The organism is Rugamonas sp. DEMB1 (assembly GCF_029834475.1).
Lineage (GTDB): Bacteria > Pseudomonadota > Gammaproteobacteria > Burkholderiales > Burkholderiaceae_D > Rugamonas > Rugamonas rubra.
In genome coordinates this window covers 2832111-2851770 of sequence record NZ_CP122407.1, presented here as the reverse complement: position 1 = coordinate 2851770, position 19660 = coordinate 2832111, and the positions used below count along the sequence as shown (strand labels likewise).

Genomic DNA, 19660 nt, shown 5'->3' with positions numbered 1-19660 from the left:
TTCCAGCGCATGGCAAAAACGGCAATTGTACCTGCTCGGCGAGGCATTGGTGGTCTTCGCTTGCCGTGTGTGCAATACTCCGTGCTGTGCTCCAAGAAAACAGCTATATGGCCGTCACAGCGCTCTTCCCCCGCAGTCTCAAATTCCGCCTGACCGGCGTCGTCGTCCTGCTGGTCCTCGCCGCCACCGTGGTGGTGACCTGGGTCGCGCTGATGCTGGCCGAGCACGACATGAAGGCCATCATCGGCGACCAGCAGTACGCGCTGCTGTCGGGCGCCGCCGCCAACATCGACGAGCAGCTCGGCGCCCGCCGCCAGATGCTCGCCGCGCTGGCCGAGTCGGTGCCCGACGCGGTGCGCGACCAGCCCGGCCGCATGCAGGACTTCATCGACCGCCATCCGACCGCGCGCAAGGCCTTCTACAACCTGGTGGTGTTCGACGCCAAGGGCGAGCTGGTGCACGACGCGCGCCACCACCAGACGGACGCCCCCCTCAACGTCGCCGGCCGCCAGTACTTCGACGACACCCTGGCGCTGAAGGCCGGCGTGATCTCGGCGCCGTTCCGCAGCCAGTTGTCGAACATGCCGGTGGTGCTGATCACCCAGCCGATCTTCGACCAGCGCGGCGAGGTGGCGCTGGTGCTGGCCGGCAGCATCGACCTGGACAACGCCACCTTCTTCGAACAGATCAGCGCGCAAAAGCCGGGCAAGACCGGCTTCATCTTCATCATGACGGCCGACGGCATCCTGGTGCAGCACCCCACCCGCGCCCGCCTGCTACAACACATCAACGCGCGCGCCGGCCACAACGACGCCACCGAGATGGCGCTGCGCGGCTTCGAGGGTTGGACCGAGGCCAACAACAAGGACGGCAGCCCCGGCATCTACTCCTACAAGCGGCTCAAATCGATCAACTGGATCGTCGGCGCGCGCTTCCCCTCCGACGAGGCCTTCGCGCCGATGATCGCCATGCGCCACCAGGCCCTGTTGGCGGCCACCGGCTTCGCCGCCGTGGCCGGCGCGCTGGCCTGGCTGGCGATCCTCACGCTGCTGCGGCCGCTGGGCCGGCTGCGCCGCCACATCGCCGACATCCGCGCCGGCCGCGCCGCCATCGGCGTGCTGCAGCGGCGCCGGCGCGACGAGATCGGCGAGTTGAGCACCGCCTTCCACGAGCTGATGGCCGAGCGCGAGGCGGCGCAGGAGCGCACCCGCATGATCGCCGACTCGATGCCGGCGCTGATCGCCTACCTCGACCGCGATCTGCGCTACCGCTTCACCAACGCCCACTTCCGCGAGATGATGCAGGTGGAGCCGGACAGCATGCTCGGCAAGACCGTCGCCGAGACCTTCGGCGAGCCCTTCTACCAGATGCTCAAGGAGAAGCTCGACGCCGTGCTGCGCGGCGAGCGCGTGCACTACGAGCGCGAGGGCGTCAACCAGGGCCGCGTGGTGCAGCTGATGGGCGACATGCTGCCCGACTTCGGCAGCGACGGCAGCGTGGTCGGCATGTACCTGATGGTGATGGACATCACCGAGCGCAAGAACGCCGAGCTGACCCAGGCCGCCAGCGAGCAGCGCCTCAAGCTGTTGACCGACAACCTGCCGGTGCTGATCTCCTACCTCGACGGCGAGCGCCGCTTCCGCTTCGTCAACGCCACCTTCCGGCAATGGTTCGGCCTCGACCCGGCGCGGCTGATCGGCCAGCACCTGTTCGACGGCATCGGCGCCGAACACTACCGCAACGCCGAGCAGCACCTCGACCAGGCCTACCGGGGCCGCCGCGTCACCTACGAGCTGAAGGCGCGCATGGCCGACGGCATACACACGCTGGAGACCACCTTCGTGCCCGACCAGCGCGCCGACGGCAGCGTGGCCGGCGTCTACTCGCTGACCCACGACACCACGCGCATGAAGGAGATCGAGGAGCGCCTGATCCAGCTGGCCCGCGTCGACACCCTGACCGGCATCGCCAACCGCCTGATGTTCGAGGAGATCCTGCAACTGGCGCTGGGCCGGGCGCGGCGCAACCGCCAGCCGATGGCGCTGGCCTACCTCGACATCGACAACTTCAAGACCATCAACGACACCCTGGGCCACGGCGCCGGCGACGAGGTGCTCAAGGAGTTCGCCGCCCGCCTGGTGGGCAACGTGCGCGCCACCGACACCGTGGCCCGCCTGGCCGGCGACGAGTTCGTCATCATCTACGAACAGGTGCACAACGGCGACGAGGCGCTGCGCCTGGCCGCCAAGATCGTCGAGGCGGTGCGCTGCGACTTTTGCGTGGCCGGCGCGCCGATGCGCATCACCACCAGCATCGGCATCGCCCTGCGCGACAACGACGACGAAACGCCGGCCGCGCTGGTGGCGCGCGCCGACGCCGCGCTCTACCGCGCCAAGCGCGACGGCCGCGACGGCTACGCGCTGGACGGCATGGCCTGAGGCGAGCTAACTATTCGCTGAGGTCGTCCTTGTAATTCGAATTGGGATAAATTGGTTGCGTTGGAGGTGGGGTCGGCACAGGGAAACGATGCTTTACCGCCCATTCCGTGATGTCGTGGATGATGCCCGGCTTTTCGCCAACTGGGCAATCAAGCAGGCATAGCCAAGTTTTTCCTTGCAGGCCAATGATGGGTTTTGGTGGATCGGTGAACCGCGACCAACCGACAAATTTACCGATGAAGCTGCCGCACTTCGAGTAGGAAGTGACATCGATGTAGGGCTGCGCACGATTGTAAAGCTGGGCGGTCCACTCGCGGCAGCCGAAGCTTCCGTGATAGTGGTCATCCTTATCCCACCCGTCCGCGTAGCGCGCATCGTCTATCCTCGTACAAATCGCAGGTGAAAAACTGTCATCGCCGGGGATGCCTTGCGACCAGTCGGCAAGACCATATCCTCGTTTTACAGTTGACCCATCAAATGTGAGAACAAGGCGACCAAGCATGCTAAATTTGGCGGTTAATCGTCTAAGGCGCGCGTTTCCAGACACTACCTTTCCCGATGGATCAAACATGATAAGCACGGCCGCGAGGGACTCTTCACCCGGGACCTCGAACGTGATTGTCGGCTCGAGCAGTTCCGCCCCAAGAAGATACACTTTCTCACGTCCCTTTTTTTCCAGCGCAACATTCATATCGCGGGCAGATCTTGCGCTGTTTCTTACTGACCTAGCTTCGGCCAAGAACACAACATAGCGTATCTCCCACGGCCGGACGAGCCATTCGCGGGAGATGTCACGTCCGAGAACTGGGTTTGCTGATAATGCTTCGTTCGAAGTCGACAACAATGCTGCGGAAATCAAAACCAACTGTCCCCTTAGGTTTGTCATAGTATTTTCGGCTCTTGGATCGTTATGTGGAGATGGTTGTTGTGAGTCTTTTCGTTCGCACTGCGCTGCTCATTTGGCACTGGTGGAGCGCCGCTCTTCGTGTTGACATCCATGTACCACGGATCAAGAACCTGCTTGACATATTCGTTCCCGTGCAGTCTTCCACGCAGGACGCTTATCAAACTTGCCTCATTTTTGTTGCGTTCCTTGTTCCATGAATCATATGCGATCTCCAAGCGCTGATCACTGGTGTCCGTCCGTGATTTAGCAACCCGCAGGCGCTCTTGTAAGCGCGCCTTATCGTCATTATCGTGGCTGCGCGCCAGCTCGCTTTCTATCGACTTCAATTCCTTCTTCCTTACCTCATTTTCTGCCTTCTCTCGCTCGTACTCGGCGTACAGTTCCCGCTCCTTGGCACTGACGTTTTTGTCCGGCTTGGCCTTGGTGTTCGTCAACACCGCGCGGTTGATATTCACGCGCTCCTTGTCCCGCTCGGCGTAGTTGATGTCCAGCCCCAGCCCGGCGCGGTGGACGATCGAGCCGAGCATCGGCCGCCAGCCCGACGTGACGCGCATCTCGGTGATGCCGACGGCGCCCGCCTCGGCCAGCAGCGCCGCGTAGGCGCGCGGGTGCGTGCGCGTCAGCACGCCCCGTACCTCGGACACGTAGGCGGTGTTCTCGCGCACGTTCTGCGCCTCCTCGAAACGCACGCGCAGGGTGTGCTTCGGGGCCGAGTCGCTGGCCGGGAACTCGACCACCAGCTCGGGCGACGGCAGCCCCGCATAGATTCTGCGCACGGCGGCGCGGATGGTCGGCGTGGTGTCGGCGGGCAGCATGGCGTCGGCATCGGCCACCGTGTAGAGATTCGAGACGAGCGTCCAAATGTCGCCGGTCAACGAGGTCTTGTAGATGTCGACCAAGGTCTTACCATTCCTGCGGCAGTCGCACGGTTGGCCCAACTTCCCCTTCAAATGGGTCTCGCTGCGGCCCTTCTTCTCCGTGATGAGAACCTCCACGTCGTTGTCCTCGGCGACCACGGCGTAGACGGGGTAACGCCGGAAATCCGGGTGGACGTCGCTGTTGAGGTAGAGCTCCACCTTGCTGCCCCGAGCGACCGTCACGACGATCTGACGCTGCTTGGCGCTGAGCACGTGCGGCTTGCCGTCGTCGGTCTGCATCACGCGGCCGTTGATGGCCACCAGGTAGCGCAGCGCCAAATCGGCGTTGGTCGCGCTGGTGTCGAATTGATAGGTGATCTTGCGCATCCCGCTGAGCCTGACGATGGTGAACTTGCCCTCGTCGTTGAAGACACAGGTGGCGGTGATTTCTTTCGCGGCCATCGCTTCGCTCCCTCGGCGCGCTAGGCGCCATCGGACGGCGTGTCGCCGCCCAGCTGCAAGGTCGCCGTTGCCCGTTCGTGCGCGGTCAACGCCATGGTCCTGCCGTCGGCGTCCGTTACGCCTTGCCGGCTGCTGCCGTCCGGCAGAACGATGCTGTATCGAATACCCGACAGGGGTAGGCCCGTGCCTTCGGCGACGACGAGGAAGCTGGCGAGCAGATCGCTGTTCTCGGGCGCGGACGCTTTTTCGGCGGCTGGCTCGCCCCCCTCCCCCGCGCCGTCGTCAATCAGCATCGCATGTTGCGAGGCGATAATCGTTGCACCGCACGCGGCCTTCATGCCGTCGACCACCACCGCGTCGCCGAACATGAAGGAGGCGATGCCGTCGTCGATGGGGAACTTGCCCTTGCACTGGGGACAGAACGTCATGTGGCCGCGCCGCGTAATCGCGCGGCCATCGGTGGTGCAGGTATCGTCGCCTTCGATCACTTCGCCACCGTGGGAGGTGCGATCGCCTTTACAGATTACGGCACGTAACATGATGGGCTCCGTTTGACGGGGGAACAATCACTGTAGGACGCTCACTGTTCAGTCCGTTGACTTGGCGCAAACCGGAATGCGCCGACGACGCGGCTGTGCAATTGCGCGACAGCCGAACGCATTGGCCGCCTCAGGCCGATAGTTGCGACCGATAACGGTATAGTGAGTCGGCAACAATGTGATGGACCAGGTGGTTTGTAGATGAACACCTGAACTCCACCGTATCGAAATCCACTTGCCCGAATTTTAATTCGTGTAAAATGCCTCCCATGAAACCGAAAGACACGGAAAAACTGAGGAAGATCGTCCAGGCCACCTACGCCCTGGTGCAGCAGCGCGGCCTGGCCGCCCTGACGCTGGCGGAGATCGCCCGCGCCGCCGGCATCGCCACCAGCACGCTGTACATCTACTTCGACTCCAAGCAGGCCCTGCTCGACCAGCTCTACCAGGACGCCAAGACAGCCACCTTCGAACGGCTGGTGGCCGATGCCGCGCCGACGCCGCCGCTGAAGGCGCGGGTGCGCAGCATCTGGCTCAACATGCTGGCCAACCGCCTGGCCAACCCGGCCGAGATCATCTTCATGGAGCAGTACACCAGCTCGCAGTTCATGAGCGAGGCCAACCGGGAGCTGGGCGGCCGCCTGGCCGGCTTCTTCCACGCCATCCTGAAAAACGGCCAAGACGAGGAGACGCTGAAGGCGGTGCCGCTGCCCTTCCTGATGGCGCTGTTCCTCGGCTCGGTGCAGGAGACGGCGCGCCTGGTGCGGCAAGGGGTTCTGGCCGACGACGAGCAGACCCGCGCCACCGGTTTTTTGCTGTGCTGGGACGCGATCAAGGCCTGAAGCCGGGCTGGATCGTGTTTTTTACCTTTTAACCGAATAGGAATTCACTTAAAATGAAAAAAATCGCCCTCATCACCGGTTGTTCCAGCGGCATCGGCCGCGCCGCCGCCACCTTGTTCGCCGCCCACGGCTGGCAGGTGGTGGCCACCATGCGCGATCCGGCCAAGGCCGGCGAGCTGGCCCGCCTGCCCAACGTCAGCATCGGCAAGCTCGACGTGACCGAGCCGCAGTCCATCGCCGCGCTGGTCAAGCAGACCCTGGATACCTGGGGCCGCATCGACGTGCTGGTCAACAACGCCGGCTTCGGCGCCTTCGGCCCGTTCGAGACCGCCAGCGACGCGCTGATCGAGCGCCAGCTGGCCACCAACCTGAAGGGCGTGTTCGACCTGAGCCGCGCCGTGCTGCCGGCCATGCGCCGGCAAGGCGAAGGCGCCATCGTCAACATCGCCTCCATCGGCGGACTGACCACCATGCCGCTCAACGCCATCTACCACGCCACCAAGTACGCCGTGGTCGGCTTCACCGAGGGTCTGGCCTACGAGCTGGCGCCATTCGGCATCCGCGCCAAGATCGTCGCGCCGGGCGGCGTGCGCACCGAGTTCGCCGCAGGCTCGCTGGCGCTGACCTTCGGCGACGACCAGCACCCGTATGCCGGCATGGTCGGCCGGGTGACGCAGGCCTTCGCCGGCCGCGCCGGCCAGCACTCCGAGCCGGAGGACATCGCCAAGGTGATCTACCGCGCCGCCACCGACGCCAGCGCGCAGATCACCTACGTCGCCGGCGCCGACGCCGAGGCCCTGCTGGCGGCGCGCGCCAAGCTCGGCGAGCAAGGCTACGTCGCCATGATGAACGAGCGCTTCAACGTGGCGGAGACGGCGTCGCACTAACGAGACGACGTCCCCCACCCCGCAGAAAAAGGGGTCAGATCCCGTACGGGGTCTGACCCCGGCCTTAGCGCTTTGCGGGGTTAACGGCGAACGGGCCCGCCGGCAGCACGCGGCGCAGCCGCGCCATCTCGTCATACAGCACCGCCATGTGATTGAGCCGGCCCCAGGACTCGGCGCAGCCGACCATATACAGCCGGCATTTGGCCCGCGTGATCGCCACATTGAGCAGGTTTGGCTTTTCCAGCGCCCAGGCGCGCGCGCCGGCGCCGGCCTTGCCCGCCGCCGTCCCCAGCACCAGGAAAACGATCTCCGCCTCCTTGCCCTGGAAGGTGTGAACGGTGCCGCACTCGACGCCCTTGATGCCGGCCGCCCGCACGCGGCGGGCGCAGGCGTCCTTCACCTTGCGGAACGGCGAGATCACGTAGATCTTCGCCGCCCTTGGCTTGCCGTCGGCGCCGCGTTCGCCGGCCACATGCGCCGGCTGGTCCTGCAAACGGCGCAGCAGCTCGACCAGCACATCAATCTCCTCGTCCACCACCGGATGCTGCGCCTTGGCCGCGCGCACGTCGAACCAGGCGCTGGCGCCGAGCACACAGCGGAAGTCGACCGCCTCGCCCTGCCCCTGCGGGTCCACCCTGCCCTGCACCATCTGGCCGCCGTAGGCGATGCGGTTGGCCACCGAGAACATCGGCTCGTCGCAGCGCCGGTGGGTGCGCAGCGGCATGCCGGTCCAGATGCGGCGCGGCTCCAGCCCCGGCCCGTCGTCCTGCGCCACCCACGAACCAAAGGCCGTGACGCGGTCGGCCAGCGTCTGCACCGACTGCTCGGCCGGCGACCAGATGGCCGCCACGCCGCGCCGCCGGCGCAGGCCCTCGGCCACCGCCAGCGGCACCGTGAACACCGGCTCGATCTGCAGCGGATCGCCGATCAACACCGCGCGCCGGCTGCGCCAGATGGCGCCTGCGGTCGATTGCGGCGTCGCCTGGCCCGCCTCGTCGACCAACAACCAGCCCAACGACTCCTGCCCCATGCCCTGGAACAGGCGGTCGAACGAGGCCATGGTGGTCGACACCACCGGCACGATGAAGAACAGGATGTCCCACAGGATGGGGCGCTGTTCCGGCAGCAGCTTGCCCCGGCTGGCGCCGGTCAGCATAGCGCTGACGGCGCGCAGGTTGCCGATGAAGCGGCCGGCGTTGGCCAGCACGGTGAGCCGGTGCAGCTCCATCGATTGCAGGAATATCTTGGCGCGCAGCGTGTCCAGCGCGGCGCAGACGCCGACCGACAAGCGGTGGCGCTGCTCGGCCGGCAGCGCCCAGAAGCCGGCGTCCGGAAAGTGCCGCACGCCGATCTGGTAGCCGGCCTGCAGGTCCAGCTGGTGCTGGCGGAACTGCGCCTCGGTCTTTTGCTTTTCGGCCGCGTCGGCCTCGCGGCGCTGCCGCTTGGTCTGCGCCACCGCCTCGCAGGACATGGCGGCGCGGGCCAGCTCCGCCAAGGCCTCGCTGGCCTGCGCCAGCGCCGTGGTCGGCTCGTCCAGGCTGCTGCGGCGCGCCGCCATGGCCGCCGTCTCGCGGCCCAGCCATGCCATCAGGCGGTCCCACAGGCCCGGCCGGGCGCGCTCGCGCAGCTGCTCGAGCAGGGCGCGGCGGCCGTCGATCAGGGTGCGCTGCACGGCCATCGCCTCGCGGCTGGCGGCCAGTTCGACCTTGGCCGCCTCGATCTGCCGGTCCCACTCCTGCAGGCCGGCCAGCTGCGCTGCCAGCCGCCCGCGGCAGGCGTCCAGGCCCAGCGCGGCCTGCTCTGCCTTGAGCAGCAGCGCGCGCTTGGCGTCGAACTCCTCGACCAGTGCGCGCAGGGCCTGGCGCGCCTGCTGCCACTCGTTTTGGTAGCGTGCGTAGTCGGCGGTGGCCGCCTCGAGCAGCTGCTTCATCGACGGCGGCGCCGGCTTGGCCGATTCGGCGGCCGCTGCCGCCGGGGCGGACGGCGTGGATCGAGTTGACGGAGTGGCCGGCGCGGACAGCGTGGATGACGCGGACTGCGAGAATGGCGGCGTTTGCGTGGACTGCGCCGCAGGCGTCGCCGGCGTATCGAACAGCTGGCCGTTTGCGCCGCCCGTGGCAGCTTTGGCGGGGTTGGTCGCGTTGGCCGCGTTGGCCGCGTGGGCCTCGGGCTTGCTGAACTCGTCGCGGAAGAAGCCCTGCGCGAACGAGCGGCGGTTGCCGGCGTTGCCCAGCGCCGCCGCCACCATGCCCCAGCAGGCGATAGTCGCGCCGTCCTCGCCCTGCACCTTCTGCGCCGCGAACACGGCGCCGATCACCTCGTCGAAATAGCTGGCCGGGCCGAACTCGGCCGACACCTTTTTGCGCGCCGGCAGCTCCTGCGTGATGTTCTTGACGGCGTTGTTGTTGGTGCTGGCGACGACGATGGAGCTGCCGTCCATGATCTCGGCGCGCAGCGGGAAGACGTTCTTGCCGGCCACCTCGACGGTGTCGGCGAAAACGTCGGCCGGCCGCCGCAGTTCCATCAGGCGCAGCGCGCGCTGGGTGACGACGTCGGCGATCACGTCGCACAGCAGCGTGGTCTTGCCGGTGCCGGGCGGGCCGTTGACGCCGACCACGCCGCCGGCCGGCCCCAGCACGCGCAGGATCTGCGCCACCGCCGCCTGCTGCGCCAGCACCAGCGGAAACTTGGCCGGCGCCGGCCAGCGCGCGCGCGGCAGGTGGGCCACGCTGAGCAGGCCGGTCATGGCCGCCTGGTCGGCCAGAATGTCGCGCCGCGCCGCCAACGCCAGCGGCGCGCCCAGATAGGCGCCCAGCGCCTGGCCGAAGGGCTCGCCGCGCTGCGCCTGGCCGATCAGGCGGTCCAGGTCGTCGAGGTAGAAGGAGTTGAGGAAGTCGCCGGCGTTCTGCAGGTCGGCCTCCATGTACTTGCGGTTGACGCGGGTCGAGCGCACCACCAGGCGCCAGTCCAGGCGGGCGTCGTCGGCGCCGGCGCCGATCCGCCGCAGCAGCAAGCCCAGCTCCTCGTCCAGCTCGACCCAGCCGAGGCCACGGGACTTGGCGGCGCGCGCCTCGGCCCCAGCAGCGGACGCTGGGCCAGCGGCGGCGGCGTTGGCAGCTAAGTCAGCGCAAGTGGCGGTGGCGGCAGTGTCAGCGCTGCCCAGCATCTCGCCCGCAGCCCCGCCCTCGCCCGCCGGCGGCCGTTGGCGGCGCTGGGCGAACTCCTCGCGCGCGCCGGACAGCCGGGCGCTCAGGCCCTCCAGCGCCTCGTCCTTGCGCAGCAGGTCGACGCCGTACACGTAGCTGGCCGCCAGATAGCTGTCCGGTTTGGCCGCGCCGTCCTCGCCGACCACGAAGGCGCCCAGCCAACCGGTGCCGCCGGAACGCTCGCGTTCGCGCTCGCTCAACTCGGCCGCCTCGCCGCGCGGCGCCATCGCCTTCAGCAGCAGGCCCTCCAGTTGCTCGGTGTCGGCCACGCCCAGGTAGACCAGGTGTATCCAGCCGTGCGTGGCGCTCGGCGCGTACTCGCGGCGGCGCCAGGGCAGCACCTCGCCGCGCCGCAGCGTCAGCACATGGCTGCTGGCGGTCGCCTCGCGCGCGCCGGGCGCGGCGGGGATGTTGAAGATCTCCAGATCGCGCCAAAAACTAAGTATGGGAAGTGGACCAGCTGCCGGATTTGTCAAAAAAATGCCTCGTGGGTGCGGACCGGCGCGGCGGCCGCGCGGCCGGCGCCAAAGTCGAAAGGCGCAATCTTACTCCCAAGGCAAGGCCGCCGTACAGCCGGCGCGCCGCCGAGGCTGCCGCGCCACACTCGCGCCGCGCCGGTGCCGGTGGCGCGGCCGATTTCGCCGGCAAACCCGGCCGTCCCGGGCGGATGATGATTCTGGTCAATATCGGGCGGCGGCCGGCGGGTGACGATAGATGCGGCATTGCAAGAAATTCCGTCCTTCCCGTCCACTCCCGGAGACCGCCGTGGCAAACACCTTCACACTCAAGCAACTGTTCGCCTCCCTGTCCGGCCTGGCCGCCGTCATGGGCCTGTGCCTGCTGGCGGCGCTGCTGGCGATAGCGCAGAAACAGGACGAGCTGGCCAGGGTGACCGACACGCGCTACCAGTCCTACCTGCTGGCCGACGAGCTGCGCCAGGGCTCCGACGACCTGACCCGGCTGGCGCGCACCTACGTGCTGACCGCCGACCCCGCCTACGAGCAGCAATACCTCGACATCCTCGACATCCGCAACGGCAAGAAGCCCCGGCCGCAGCAATACCAGCGCGTCTACTGGGACTTCGTCGCCGCCGGCAAGGCCAAGCCGCGTCCGGACGGCGCCACGGTCTCGCTGGCCGAGCTGATGAAACGGGCCGGCTTCACCGAGCAGGAGTTCGCCAAGTTGAAGCAGGCCCAGGCCAACTCGGACGCGCTGGTCAAGACCGAGGTCGTCGCCATGAACGCCGTCAAGGGCCAGTTCGACGACGGCAAGGGCGGCTTCAGCCTCAAAGGCGCGCCGGACCTGGAGCTGGCCCGCAAGCTCATGCACGACAAGAACTACCACCAGTACAAGGCCAACATCATGGCGCCCATCGACGAGTTCTTCGTCCTGCTCGACCAGCGCACCCAGGCCGGCGTCGACGCGGCGGCGCGCGCCGGCGGCCAAGTCTTCGCGCTGGCGGTGGCCCTGCTGGCGCTGTTGTGCGGCGGCCTGGGCGCCGCCCTGCTGCTGGTCTACCGCCGCCTGCGCGGCCAGCTGGGCGGCGAGCCGGCCTACGCCGCCGCCGTGGCCGACCGCATCGCCGCCGGCCAGCTGGCCTTCGCCGTCGAGCTGCGCGACGGCGACCGCGCCAGCCTGCTGTTCGCCATGGGCGCGATGCGCCAGCGCCTGGCCGAGATCGTCGGCGAGGTGCGCGCCGGCACCGACAGTATCGCCACCGCCGCCGGCCAGATCGCCGCCGGCAACCTCGACCTGTCGAAGCGCACCGAGGAGCAGGCCGGCTCGCTCGAGCAGACCGCCGCGTCGATGGAGCGGCTTACCGCCACCGTCAAGCAGAACGCCGACAACGCGCGCCAGGCGCGCCAGCTGGCCGAGTCGGCCACCGACGTCGCGCTCAAGGGCGGCGCGGTGGTCGGCCAGGTGGTCGAGACGATGAGCTCGATCAACGACTCGTCCAAGCAGATCGCCGACATCATCGGCGTCATCGACGGCATCGCCTTCCAGACCAACATCTTGGCGCTCAACGCGGCGGTGGAGGCGGCGCGCGCCGGCGAGCAGGGCCGCGGCTTCGCCGTCGTCGCCAGCGAGGTGCGCAACCTGGCGCAACGCGCCGCCGCCGCCGCCAAGGAGATCAAGGACCTGATCGTCGACTCGGTCGACAAGGTCGGCGCCGGCGCCCGACTGGTCGACCAGGCCGGCGCGACGATGCAGGAGATCGTCGCCAGCGTCAAGCGGGTCACCGACGTGATGAGCGAAATCGCCGCCGCCAGCGGCGAGCAGACCGCCGGCATCGAGCAGATCAACCAGGCCGTCAACCAGATGGACCAGGCGACGCAGCAGAACGCCGCGCTGGTCGAGCAGGCCGCCGCCGCCGCCGGTTCGCTGCGCCAGCAGGCCGGCCACCTGGCCGGCGTGGTCGGCGTGTTCCAGCTCGCCGAGGCCGGCCGCGCCCCGGCCCGGCCGGCCGCCGCCGCGCGCGCCGCCGTCGCGGCGCCGCCCGCCGGGCCCGCCCGGGCGAGCGGCAAGCCCGCCGCGCCGCCCGCCGCGCAGGCCCTTGGCCAGCAGGCCGCAGGCAAAGCCGGAGCGACGGCCGGCAGCGCCAAGAAGCGCAGCCCGGCGCTGGCCACTGCGGAGAGCGAGTGGGAAGAGTTCTGACCCCGCCTGCTATTCTGCGGCTATACTTCCAGCCACTCCTTGCGCACGGCGGCGTCGGCGCGCAGCTGCTGCGGCGTGCCTTCGAAGACGATGGCGCCGTGGCCCATCACGTAGACGCGCTGCGAGATGTCGAGCGCGATGGCCAGCTTTTGTTCGACCAGCAACACCGAGACGCCCTTCTCTTTCAGCGCCTGTAAATACTGCGCCACCAGCGCGACGATCTTCGGCGCCAGGCCCTCGGTCGGCTCGTCGATCATGATCAGGTCGGGGTCGCCCATCAGGCTGCGGCACAAGGTCAGCATCTGCTGCTCGCCGCCGGACAACACGCCGGCGGCCACCTGGCGCCGCTCTTGCAAGCGGGGAAACATCGCGTACATGTCGTCCAAACGCCAGCGTCCAGATTGGACGTTCTTCTTCTGCCCGAGGATCAGGTTTTGTTCGACCGTGAGCGTGGCAAAGATGTCGCGGTTCTCCGGCACATAGCCCAGGCCCAGGTGGGCGATCTGGAAGGCCTTCAGGCCGAGGATCTCGCCGCCCTTGAAGCGCACCGAGCCGCTGGCGCTGACCTGGCCCATCGCCGCCTTGACCAGCGTCGAGCGGCCCACACCGTTGCGGCCGAGCAGGCTGACGATTTCGCCCGCGCCGACCCGCAGGTCGACGCCGTGCAGCACGTGGCTCTTGCCGTAGTAGGCGTGCAGGCCGCGTATGTCGAGCAGATCGCTCATGCCGCCTCCTCGTCGGCGCCGCCGAGGTAGGCGGCCTGCACCGCCGCGTTGTTGCGGATGTTGGCCGGCGTGTCGCAGGCGATCACTTCGCCGTAGACCAGCACGGCGATCCTGTCGGCCAGGCCGAATACCACGCTCATGTCGTGCTCCACCATCAAGAGGGTCTTGCCGATAGTTACCTTGCGGATCAGCTCGACGGCGGCGTCGGACTCGGAACGGCTCATGCCGGCGGTCGGCTCGTCGAGCAGGATGACCTTGGCTCCGCCGGCGATGGTGATGCCGATCTCCAGCGCGCGTTGCTCGGCGTAGCTGAGCACGCCTGCCGGCACGGCGCGCTGGCGTTGCAGGCCGATCTGTTCGAGCACGCTTTCGACCCGCTCGTGGGCGTCGCGCAGGCCGCCGAGCCGCTGCCAGAACGAATATTTGTAGCCCAGCGACCACAATACGGCGCAGCGCAGGTTCTCGTAGACGGACAAATGGACGAACAAATTGCTGATCTGGAAGCTGCGGGCCAGCCCGCGCCGGTTGATTTGGTAGGGTTTCAGGCGCGTGATGTTCTCGCCGTTGAGCACGATCTCGCCGGAACTGGCCGGGAAGCGGCCCGAAATCAGGTTGAACAGCGTCGATTTCCCGGCACCGTTGGGGCCGATCACGGCCAGCCGCTCGCCCTGCGCCACCGCCAGGTTGGCGCCACGGATGATCTGGGCGGCGCCGAATTGCTTGCGCACGTCTTTCAGTTCGAGGGCGTTCATCGGCCGGCGCTCCCTGTTTTCAAGGCGATCTCGGCGTTGGCCGTCTGCCAGGCGCTCTGGAAGGACGGTTGGCAGCGGCGCCAGGCCAGCACGCCGAGCAGCACCATTGCGCCGGCCACGCACCAGGGCAGGGCCGTCGCCGTGTCCGCGTTCAAGCCGAACAGGCGCTTGACGCTGCCGTTGGCCGAGTCCAACGTCAGGTGGTAGAGCATTTCCACGGCGCCGATCAAACCCAGCAGGCCGGGCAGCACGGCCAAGCCCATCATTCCCAGCGAGGGGCCGACCCGGCCCAGCTTGCCGTGCAGCGCAAGCCGCAGCAACTGCATCAACAGGCTGGCCAGCCCGGCCGGCGCGTAGCGCACCAGCAACACGAAGAACAGCCCGAGATACAACTGCCAGGCCGGCGTGAAGTCCGACAGCAACACGGCGAACAGGATGCCGACCACGGCGCCCAGCAAGGGCCGAAGAAGAAGCCGATGCCGCCGATGAAGGTGAACAGCAGCACGCTGCCCGAGCGCAGGGCGCTGACGTTCTCCGCGCTGACGATCTCGAAGTTGATCGCCGCCAAGCCGCCGGACACGCCGGCGAAAAAGGCCGACAGGATCAAGGTCAGGTAGCGCACCCAGCGGGTGTCGTAGCCGATGAACTCGACCCGCTCGGGGTTGTCGCGCACGGCGTTGATCAGCCTGCCCAGCGGGGTGTGGGTGAAGGCGTACATGGCGACGGTGCAGACGAACAACCACGCGGCGATCAAATAGTAGACCTGGATCTGCGGCCCGAACGTGATACCGAACGGCGCCGCGCCCATGACGCGGTTGGTGGTCACGCCGCCCTCGCCGCCGAAGAAGCCGGGGAACATCAGCGAACTGGCGAACACCAGTTCGACCAGCCCCAGCGTGATCATGGCGAAGGTGGTGCCGGCCTTGCGCGTGGTGACATAGCCGAACACGACGCCGAAACCCATCCCGGCGACGCCGCCCACCAGCGGCACCAGGCTGACCGGCAAGCCGGACCAGACGCCGCCGGAGGCGGCGGCCGCGTTCATCGCGTGGATGGCGAAGAAGGCGCCGAGGCCGGAATACACCGCGTGGCCGAACGACAACATGCCGCCCTGCCCCAGCAGCATGTTGTAGGACAGGCCGAAGAGCATCACCGTGCCCATTTGCGACAGCAGGGTCAGCGCGCCGCCCTTGGCGAAGACCAGCGGCGCCAACAACAGCAGCGCGGCGTAGCCCCCCCAGGCCAGGTGGCGGCCCAGGTTCAGCGGCGCGAAGCTGAGCCGGCTTTCGTTTTGACGTTCAACTCGGCCTTCAAGCGGGCCGTGAACCTGGCTGTCCATGCCGTCTTCGATGTGTCCCGCCTTCATTCCCGCGTCCCCATCAGCCCCTTGGGCCGGAAAATCAGTATCAACACCAACAGCAGGAAGGGCAAAATGGCCGCGCTCTGGGCGATGGTGACGTTGAGCAAGGCGAAGCCGGGCGTGGCCGGCGTGACTTGCGCGCCGAGCCGGCCCAGCACGCTTGCCAGGGAGTAGTCCAGCGCCACCGCCGTCGTCTGCATGACGCCGATCAATATCGAGGCGACGAAGGCCCCGGCCAGCGAGCCCATGCCGCCGACCACCACCACCACGAAGATGATGCTGCCGACGGTGGCCGCCATGGCCGGCTCGGTGACGAAGGCGTTGCCGCCGATCACCCCGGCCAGCCCCGCCAGCGCGCTGCCGCCGCCGAACACCCACATGAAGATGCGCGGCACGTTATGGCCCAGCGCCTCGGCCGCCTCGGGGTGGGTCAGCGCCGCCTGGATCACCAGTCCGACCCGCGTGCGTGTCAGCAGCAGGTAGACGCCGCCCAGCATGGCCAGCGCCACCAGCATCATGAAGCCGCGATATTTGGGGAAACTGGTGCTAAACAGCGTGAACAAGGGGCCGTCCAACTCCTTGGGAATGGGATAGTTGAGCGCCGCGCGGCCCCACACCAGTTGCACCAGTTCGACGATCAGGTAGGACAGGCCGAAGGTGAACAGCAGTTCCGGGATGTTGCCCAGCTTGTGCAACGGCCGCAGGCCGTAGCGTTCGACCAGCGCGCCGAACAGGCCCACCGCCAGCGGCGCCAGCAGCAGCGCCGGCCAAAAGCCGATGCGCGCGCTGATCGTGCAGGCGATGTAGGCGCCCAGCATGTAAAAGCTGGCGTGGGCGAAATTGAGCACCCCCATCATGCTGAAGATGAGCGTCAGCCCGGACGACAGCATGAACAGCAGCAGTCCGTAACTGACGCCGTTCAGCAGTGTAAACAGCGTGAATTCCATCGAAACGCGCCCGGTTCAGCCTGGGCGCTTCATCTGGCAGGAGGTCGGCTGGCCGGCCACATAGGCGTCGATCTTCTTGTCCAGTTTCCAGCCGTAGCCGGTGTTTTCCTGGTCGAAGCGCACATCTTTGCCGTTGACCTTGCTCCAGGTGCCGATATACAGCGCCTGTTGCAACTGGTGGTCCTTCTTCTGCATCCACACCTCGCCGTTGATCGACTGCACCTTCATGTCCTCCATGGCGAAGGCGACCTTGACCGGATCGGCCGTGCGGGCGGTTTTGATCGCCTGCGACAGCATGGTGATGATGCTATGGGTTTGCGCGGCGTAATAGTCGTCGTTGTATTTGGCCTTGAAGGCGGTGACGATCTCCTTGCCGGCGAAGGTTTCGTTGTTGGCCATCCAGTTGCCGACGATCTTGGTGCGCTCGGCGCCGGCCGCCCCCATCGCGGTCGGTACGCCGGTGGTGATGCCGTAGTAGGTGTAGAAGTTGGCCTTCAGGTCGGCGTCCTTGGCGGCGCGGATCAGCAAGGCCAGGTCGGCGCCCCAATTGCCGGTGATGACGGTGTCGGCACCGGCCGCCTTGATCTTGGCGATGTAGGGCGAGAAGTCCTTCACCTGGGCGATCGGGTGCAGGTCGTCGCCGACGATGCGGATGTCGGGCCGCTTGCGCGTCAGGTACTCGCGCGCGGCGCGGGCGACGGCGTGGCCGAAGGCGTAGTTCTGGCCGATGATGTAGACCTTCTTGATGCTGGCGTCCGGCGCCATGAAGCTGGTCAGCGCCTCCATCTTCATGTCGGAATTGGCGTCGAAGCGGAAGTGCCAGAAGCTGCACTTGCTGTTGGTCATGTCCGGGTCGACCGCCGCGTAGTTCAGGTAGACCACTTCCTTGCCCGGATTGCGCTCGTTGTGCTTGTTGACGGCGTCCAGCAACGCCAGGCCGACACCGGAGCCGTTGCCCTGGGTGATGTAGCGGTAGCCCTGGTCGATCACGCCTTTCAGCTGGGTCAGCGACTCCTGCGGGCTGCCCTTGTTGTCGAATCCCACCACTTCGATCTGCTTGTCGCCCGCCCACTTGCCCTTGTTGGCCATGTCGGCGATCAACTGGAAGCTTTTCAGCTGGTTCTGCCCGACCGGTGCGAACGGGCCGGACAGCGGGTCGATGAAGGCGATCTTCACTGTTTCCGCCGCCGCCGTTCCAATGGCGAGGCAGGAGGTGAACACGGCAGCAAAAGCGGTGGTACGAACAACAACGGCGCGCGAGCATTTCGTCATGGTGTCTCCATTGATTTTGTGGTTGGCCGGGTCGTGGCGCCCGGCCTGGTTTGCTACCGTGCAGCGAAGGCTAGATTGTCGGCAGTTTGTGCTCCTTGTACTGGTCGCGCAGCTTGTTCTTTTGGATCTTGCCGGTGCCGCCGACCGGCAGCGCGTCGGTGAAGACCACGTCGTCCGGCAACCACCACTTGGCGATCTTGCCGTCGAAGAAGAGCAGCAACTCCTCGCGGCTGACCTGCTGGCCGGGGCGCAACACCACCACCAGCAGCGGGCGCTCGTCCCATTTCGGATGGGCAACGCCGATGCAGGCGGCCTGCAGCACGGCCGGGTGGGCCATGGCGATGTTCTCCAGGTCGATGGTGCCGATCCACTCGCCGCCGGACTTGATCACGTCCTTGCTGCGGTCGGTGATTTGCATATAGCCGTCCGGGTCGATGGTGGCCACGTCGCCGGTCGGGAACCAGCCGTCCTGCAACACGTCGCCGCCCTCCTCCTTGTAGTATTTGGCGATGATCCACGGCCCGCGCACCAGCAGGTGGCCGTAGCCGACGCCGTCCCAAGGCAACTCCTTGCCGTCGTCGTCGACGATCTTCATGTCCACGCCATACACCGCATGTCCTTGCTTTTGCAGGATCTTTCGCTGGCCCGCCTGATCCAGCTCAAGATGCTTGGACATCAGGGTGCAGGTGGTGCCCAGCGGCGACATTTCCGTCATGCCCCAGGCGTGCACCACCTCCACGCCGAAGTCGTCGATCAAGGTGTTCATCATCGCCGGCGGGCAGGCCGAGCCGCCGATCACCGTGCGGCGGAAGGTGGAGAACTTCAGATTGTTTTGCTTGGCATAGTTGATCAGGCCCAGCCAGACCGTCGGCACGCCGGCCGAGAAGGTCACGCCCTCGTTCTCGAACAGCTCGTAGACCGACTTGCCGTCCAGCGCGGCGCCGGGGAACACCAACTTGGCGCCGGACAGCGGCACCGAGTACGGCAGGCCCCAGGCGTTGACGTGGAACATGGGCACGACCGGCATCACCGTGTCGCGCGAGGAGACGTTGAGCGCGTTCGGCATCGCCGAGCCGTAGGCGTGCAGCACGGTCGAGCGGTGCGAGTACAAGGCGCCCTTGGGGTTGCCGGTGGTGCCGGAGGTGTAGCACAGGGTGGCGGCGGCGTTCTCGTCGAACTGCGGCCAGCTGTAGTCGTCCGAGTGCGAGTTGATCAAGTCCTCGTAGCACAGCAGGTTGGGGATCTTGCTCTCGGCCGGCATGCGCGCGCGGTCGCACATCAGGATGAAACCCTTGGTGGTCTTGCAATGCGCCGCGATCGCCTCGGCCACCGGCAGGAAGGTCAGGTCGAACAGCAGATACTGGTCTTCCGCGTGGTTCATGATGTAGGCCACCTGCTCGGGGTGCAGCCGCGGATTGATCGTGTGCAACACGGCGCCTGAACCGGACACGGCGTAGTAGGCCTCCAAGTGGCGGTAGCCGTTCCAGGCCAGCGTGGCGACGCGGTCGCCCATGCGCACGCCCAGACCGTGCAGCGCATTGGCCAGGCGGCGGGCGCGCTGGTGGCACTCGCGGTAGGTGTAGCGGTGCATATCACCCTCCACCCGGCGCGAAACGATCTCGCTGGCGCCGTAGTGGCGGGCGGCGAATTCGAGGATGTTCGAAATGAGCAAAGGCTGGCTCATCATCTGGCCCATCAGGGGACTCATCGGTAAAGACGGCATTGATGCTCCTGCAAAGTGAACGAATGCGGCTGAGTTTGGAACGACCGTGCTAAAACCGTCAACTTTTTTCGATGCTGCGCCGCAATAA

Annotated in this window: 13 protein-coding genes and 1 pseudogene; 4 read left to right on the top strand and 10 right to left on the bottom strand. The window is 66.9% G+C overall.

Features of this window, described 5'->3' with window-relative positions:
• Positions 1 to 107 precede the first annotated feature (107 nt).
• Positions 108 to 2438 carry a diguanylate cyclase domain-containing protein gene (locus tag QC826_RS12885; RefSeq protein ID WP_279765961.1) on the top strand — a complete coding sequence of 777 codons (2331 nt, stop codon included), beginning with the start codon at positions 108 to 110 and terminating at the stop codon, positions 2436 to 2438.
• Positions 2439 to 2448: 10 nt separating this feature from the next.
• Here QC826_RS12885 and QC826_RS12880 read toward each other — a convergent pair whose 3' ends face one another.
• Genes QC826_RS12880 through QC826_RS12870 form a run of 3 tightly spaced genes read right to left on the bottom strand, consistent with a single transcriptional unit; the run spans position 2449 to position 5203 of the window.
• Positions 2449 to 3303 (bottom strand): hypothetical protein, encoded by an 855-nt coding sequence (locus QC826_RS12880; RefSeq protein WP_279765960.1) that lies wholly within the window; start codon positions 3301 to 3303, stop codon positions 2449 to 2451.
• A gap of 17 nt (positions 3304 to 3320) precedes the next feature.
• Entirely contained in the window at positions 3321 to 4664 is a 1344-nt protein-coding gene (locus QC826_RS12875; protein WP_279765959.1) for a hypothetical protein, read from the bottom strand.
• Positions 4665 to 4684: 20 nt separating this feature from the next.
• Positions 4685 to 5203, bottom strand: a complete 519-nt coding sequence (locus tag QC826_RS12870; protein ID WP_139236741.1) for a PAAR domain-containing protein — start codon at positions 5201 to 5203, stop codon at positions 4685 to 4687.
• A 269-nt stretch (positions 5204 to 5472) separates the two neighbouring features.
• Here QC826_RS12870 and QC826_RS12865 point away from each other — a divergent pair, with 269 nt between their 5' ends.
• Together QC826_RS12865 and QC826_RS12860 are read left to right on the top strand one after the other, a co-directional pair.
• A complete protein-coding gene (locus QC826_RS12865; protein ID WP_093390342.1) occupies positions 5473 to 6045 on the top strand; it encodes a TetR/AcrR family transcriptional regulator in 573 nt (190 codons plus the stop codon).
• 53 nt (positions 6046 to 6098) lie between these two features.
• A complete protein-coding gene (locus QC826_RS12860) occupies positions 6099 to 6932 on the top strand; it encodes an SDR family oxidoreductase (RefSeq protein WP_279765958.1) in 834 nt (277 codons plus the stop codon).
• A 64-nt stretch (positions 6933 to 6996) separates the two neighbouring features.
• Here QC826_RS12860 and QC826_RS12855 read toward each other — a convergent pair whose 3' ends face one another.
• Positions 6997 to 10614, bottom strand: coding sequence for an ATP-binding protein (locus tag QC826_RS12855; protein ID WP_279765956.1), 3618 nt, complete (start codon positions 10612 to 10614; stop codon positions 6997 to 6999).
• Between the two features lie 238 nt (positions 10615 to 10852).
• Between QC826_RS12855 and QC826_RS12850 the strand changes: the two genes are divergently transcribed.
• Positions 10853 to 12793 carry a methyl-accepting chemotaxis protein gene (locus QC826_RS12850; protein ID WP_279765955.1) on the top strand — a complete coding sequence of 647 codons (1941 nt, stop codon included), beginning with the start codon at positions 10853 to 10855 and terminating at the stop codon, positions 12791 to 12793.
• A 20-nt stretch (positions 12794 to 12813) separates the two neighbouring features.
• On the opposite strand, the gene QC826_RS12845 is transcribed toward QC826_RS12850, so the two are convergent.
• From QC826_RS12845 to QC826_RS12820, 6 genes and pseudogenes are all read right to left on the bottom strand, one after another.
• Positions 12814 to 13518: an ABC transporter ATP-binding protein gene (locus tag QC826_RS12845; RefSeq protein ID WP_279765954.1), complete on the bottom strand. Its 705-nt coding sequence runs from the start codon at positions 13516 to 13518 to the stop codon at positions 12814 to 12816.
• On the bottom strand, positions 13515 to 14270 hold the full coding sequence (locus QC826_RS12840; RefSeq protein WP_279765953.1) for an ABC transporter ATP-binding protein: 756 nt from the start codon (positions 14268 to 14270) through the stop codon (positions 13515 to 13517). The genes QC826_RS12845 and QC826_RS12840 overlap by 4 nt, the downstream gene beginning before the upstream one ends.
• Positions 14267 to 15609 (bottom strand): annotated as a pseudogene (locus tag QC826_RS12835) (branched-chain amino acid ABC transporter permease). Before QC826_RS12835 ends, QC826_RS12840 begins: the two are co-directional and overlap by 4 nt.
• A 23-nt stretch (positions 15610 to 15632) precedes the next feature.
• The gene (locus tag QC826_RS12830; protein WP_279765952.1) at positions 15633 to 16577 is read right to left on the bottom strand and encodes a branched-chain amino acid ABC transporter permease; all 945 of its coding nucleotides are present in this window, start codon (positions 16575 to 16577) and stop codon (positions 15633 to 15635) included.
• Positions 16578 to 16592: 15 nt separating this feature from the next.
• Positions 16593 to 17849 (bottom strand): branched-chain amino acid ABC transporter substrate-binding protein, encoded by a 1257-nt coding sequence (locus QC826_RS12825; RefSeq protein ID WP_279765951.1) that lies wholly within the window; start codon positions 17847 to 17849, stop codon positions 16593 to 16595.
• Positions 17850 to 17919: 70 nt separating this feature from the next.
• The gene (locus QC826_RS12820; protein WP_279765949.1) at positions 17920 to 19572 is read right to left on the bottom strand and encodes a 3-(methylthio)propionyl-CoA ligase; all 1653 of its coding nucleotides are present in this window, start codon (positions 19570 to 19572) and stop codon (positions 17920 to 17922) included.
• Between the last annotated feature and the right edge of the window lie 88 nt (positions 19573 to 19660).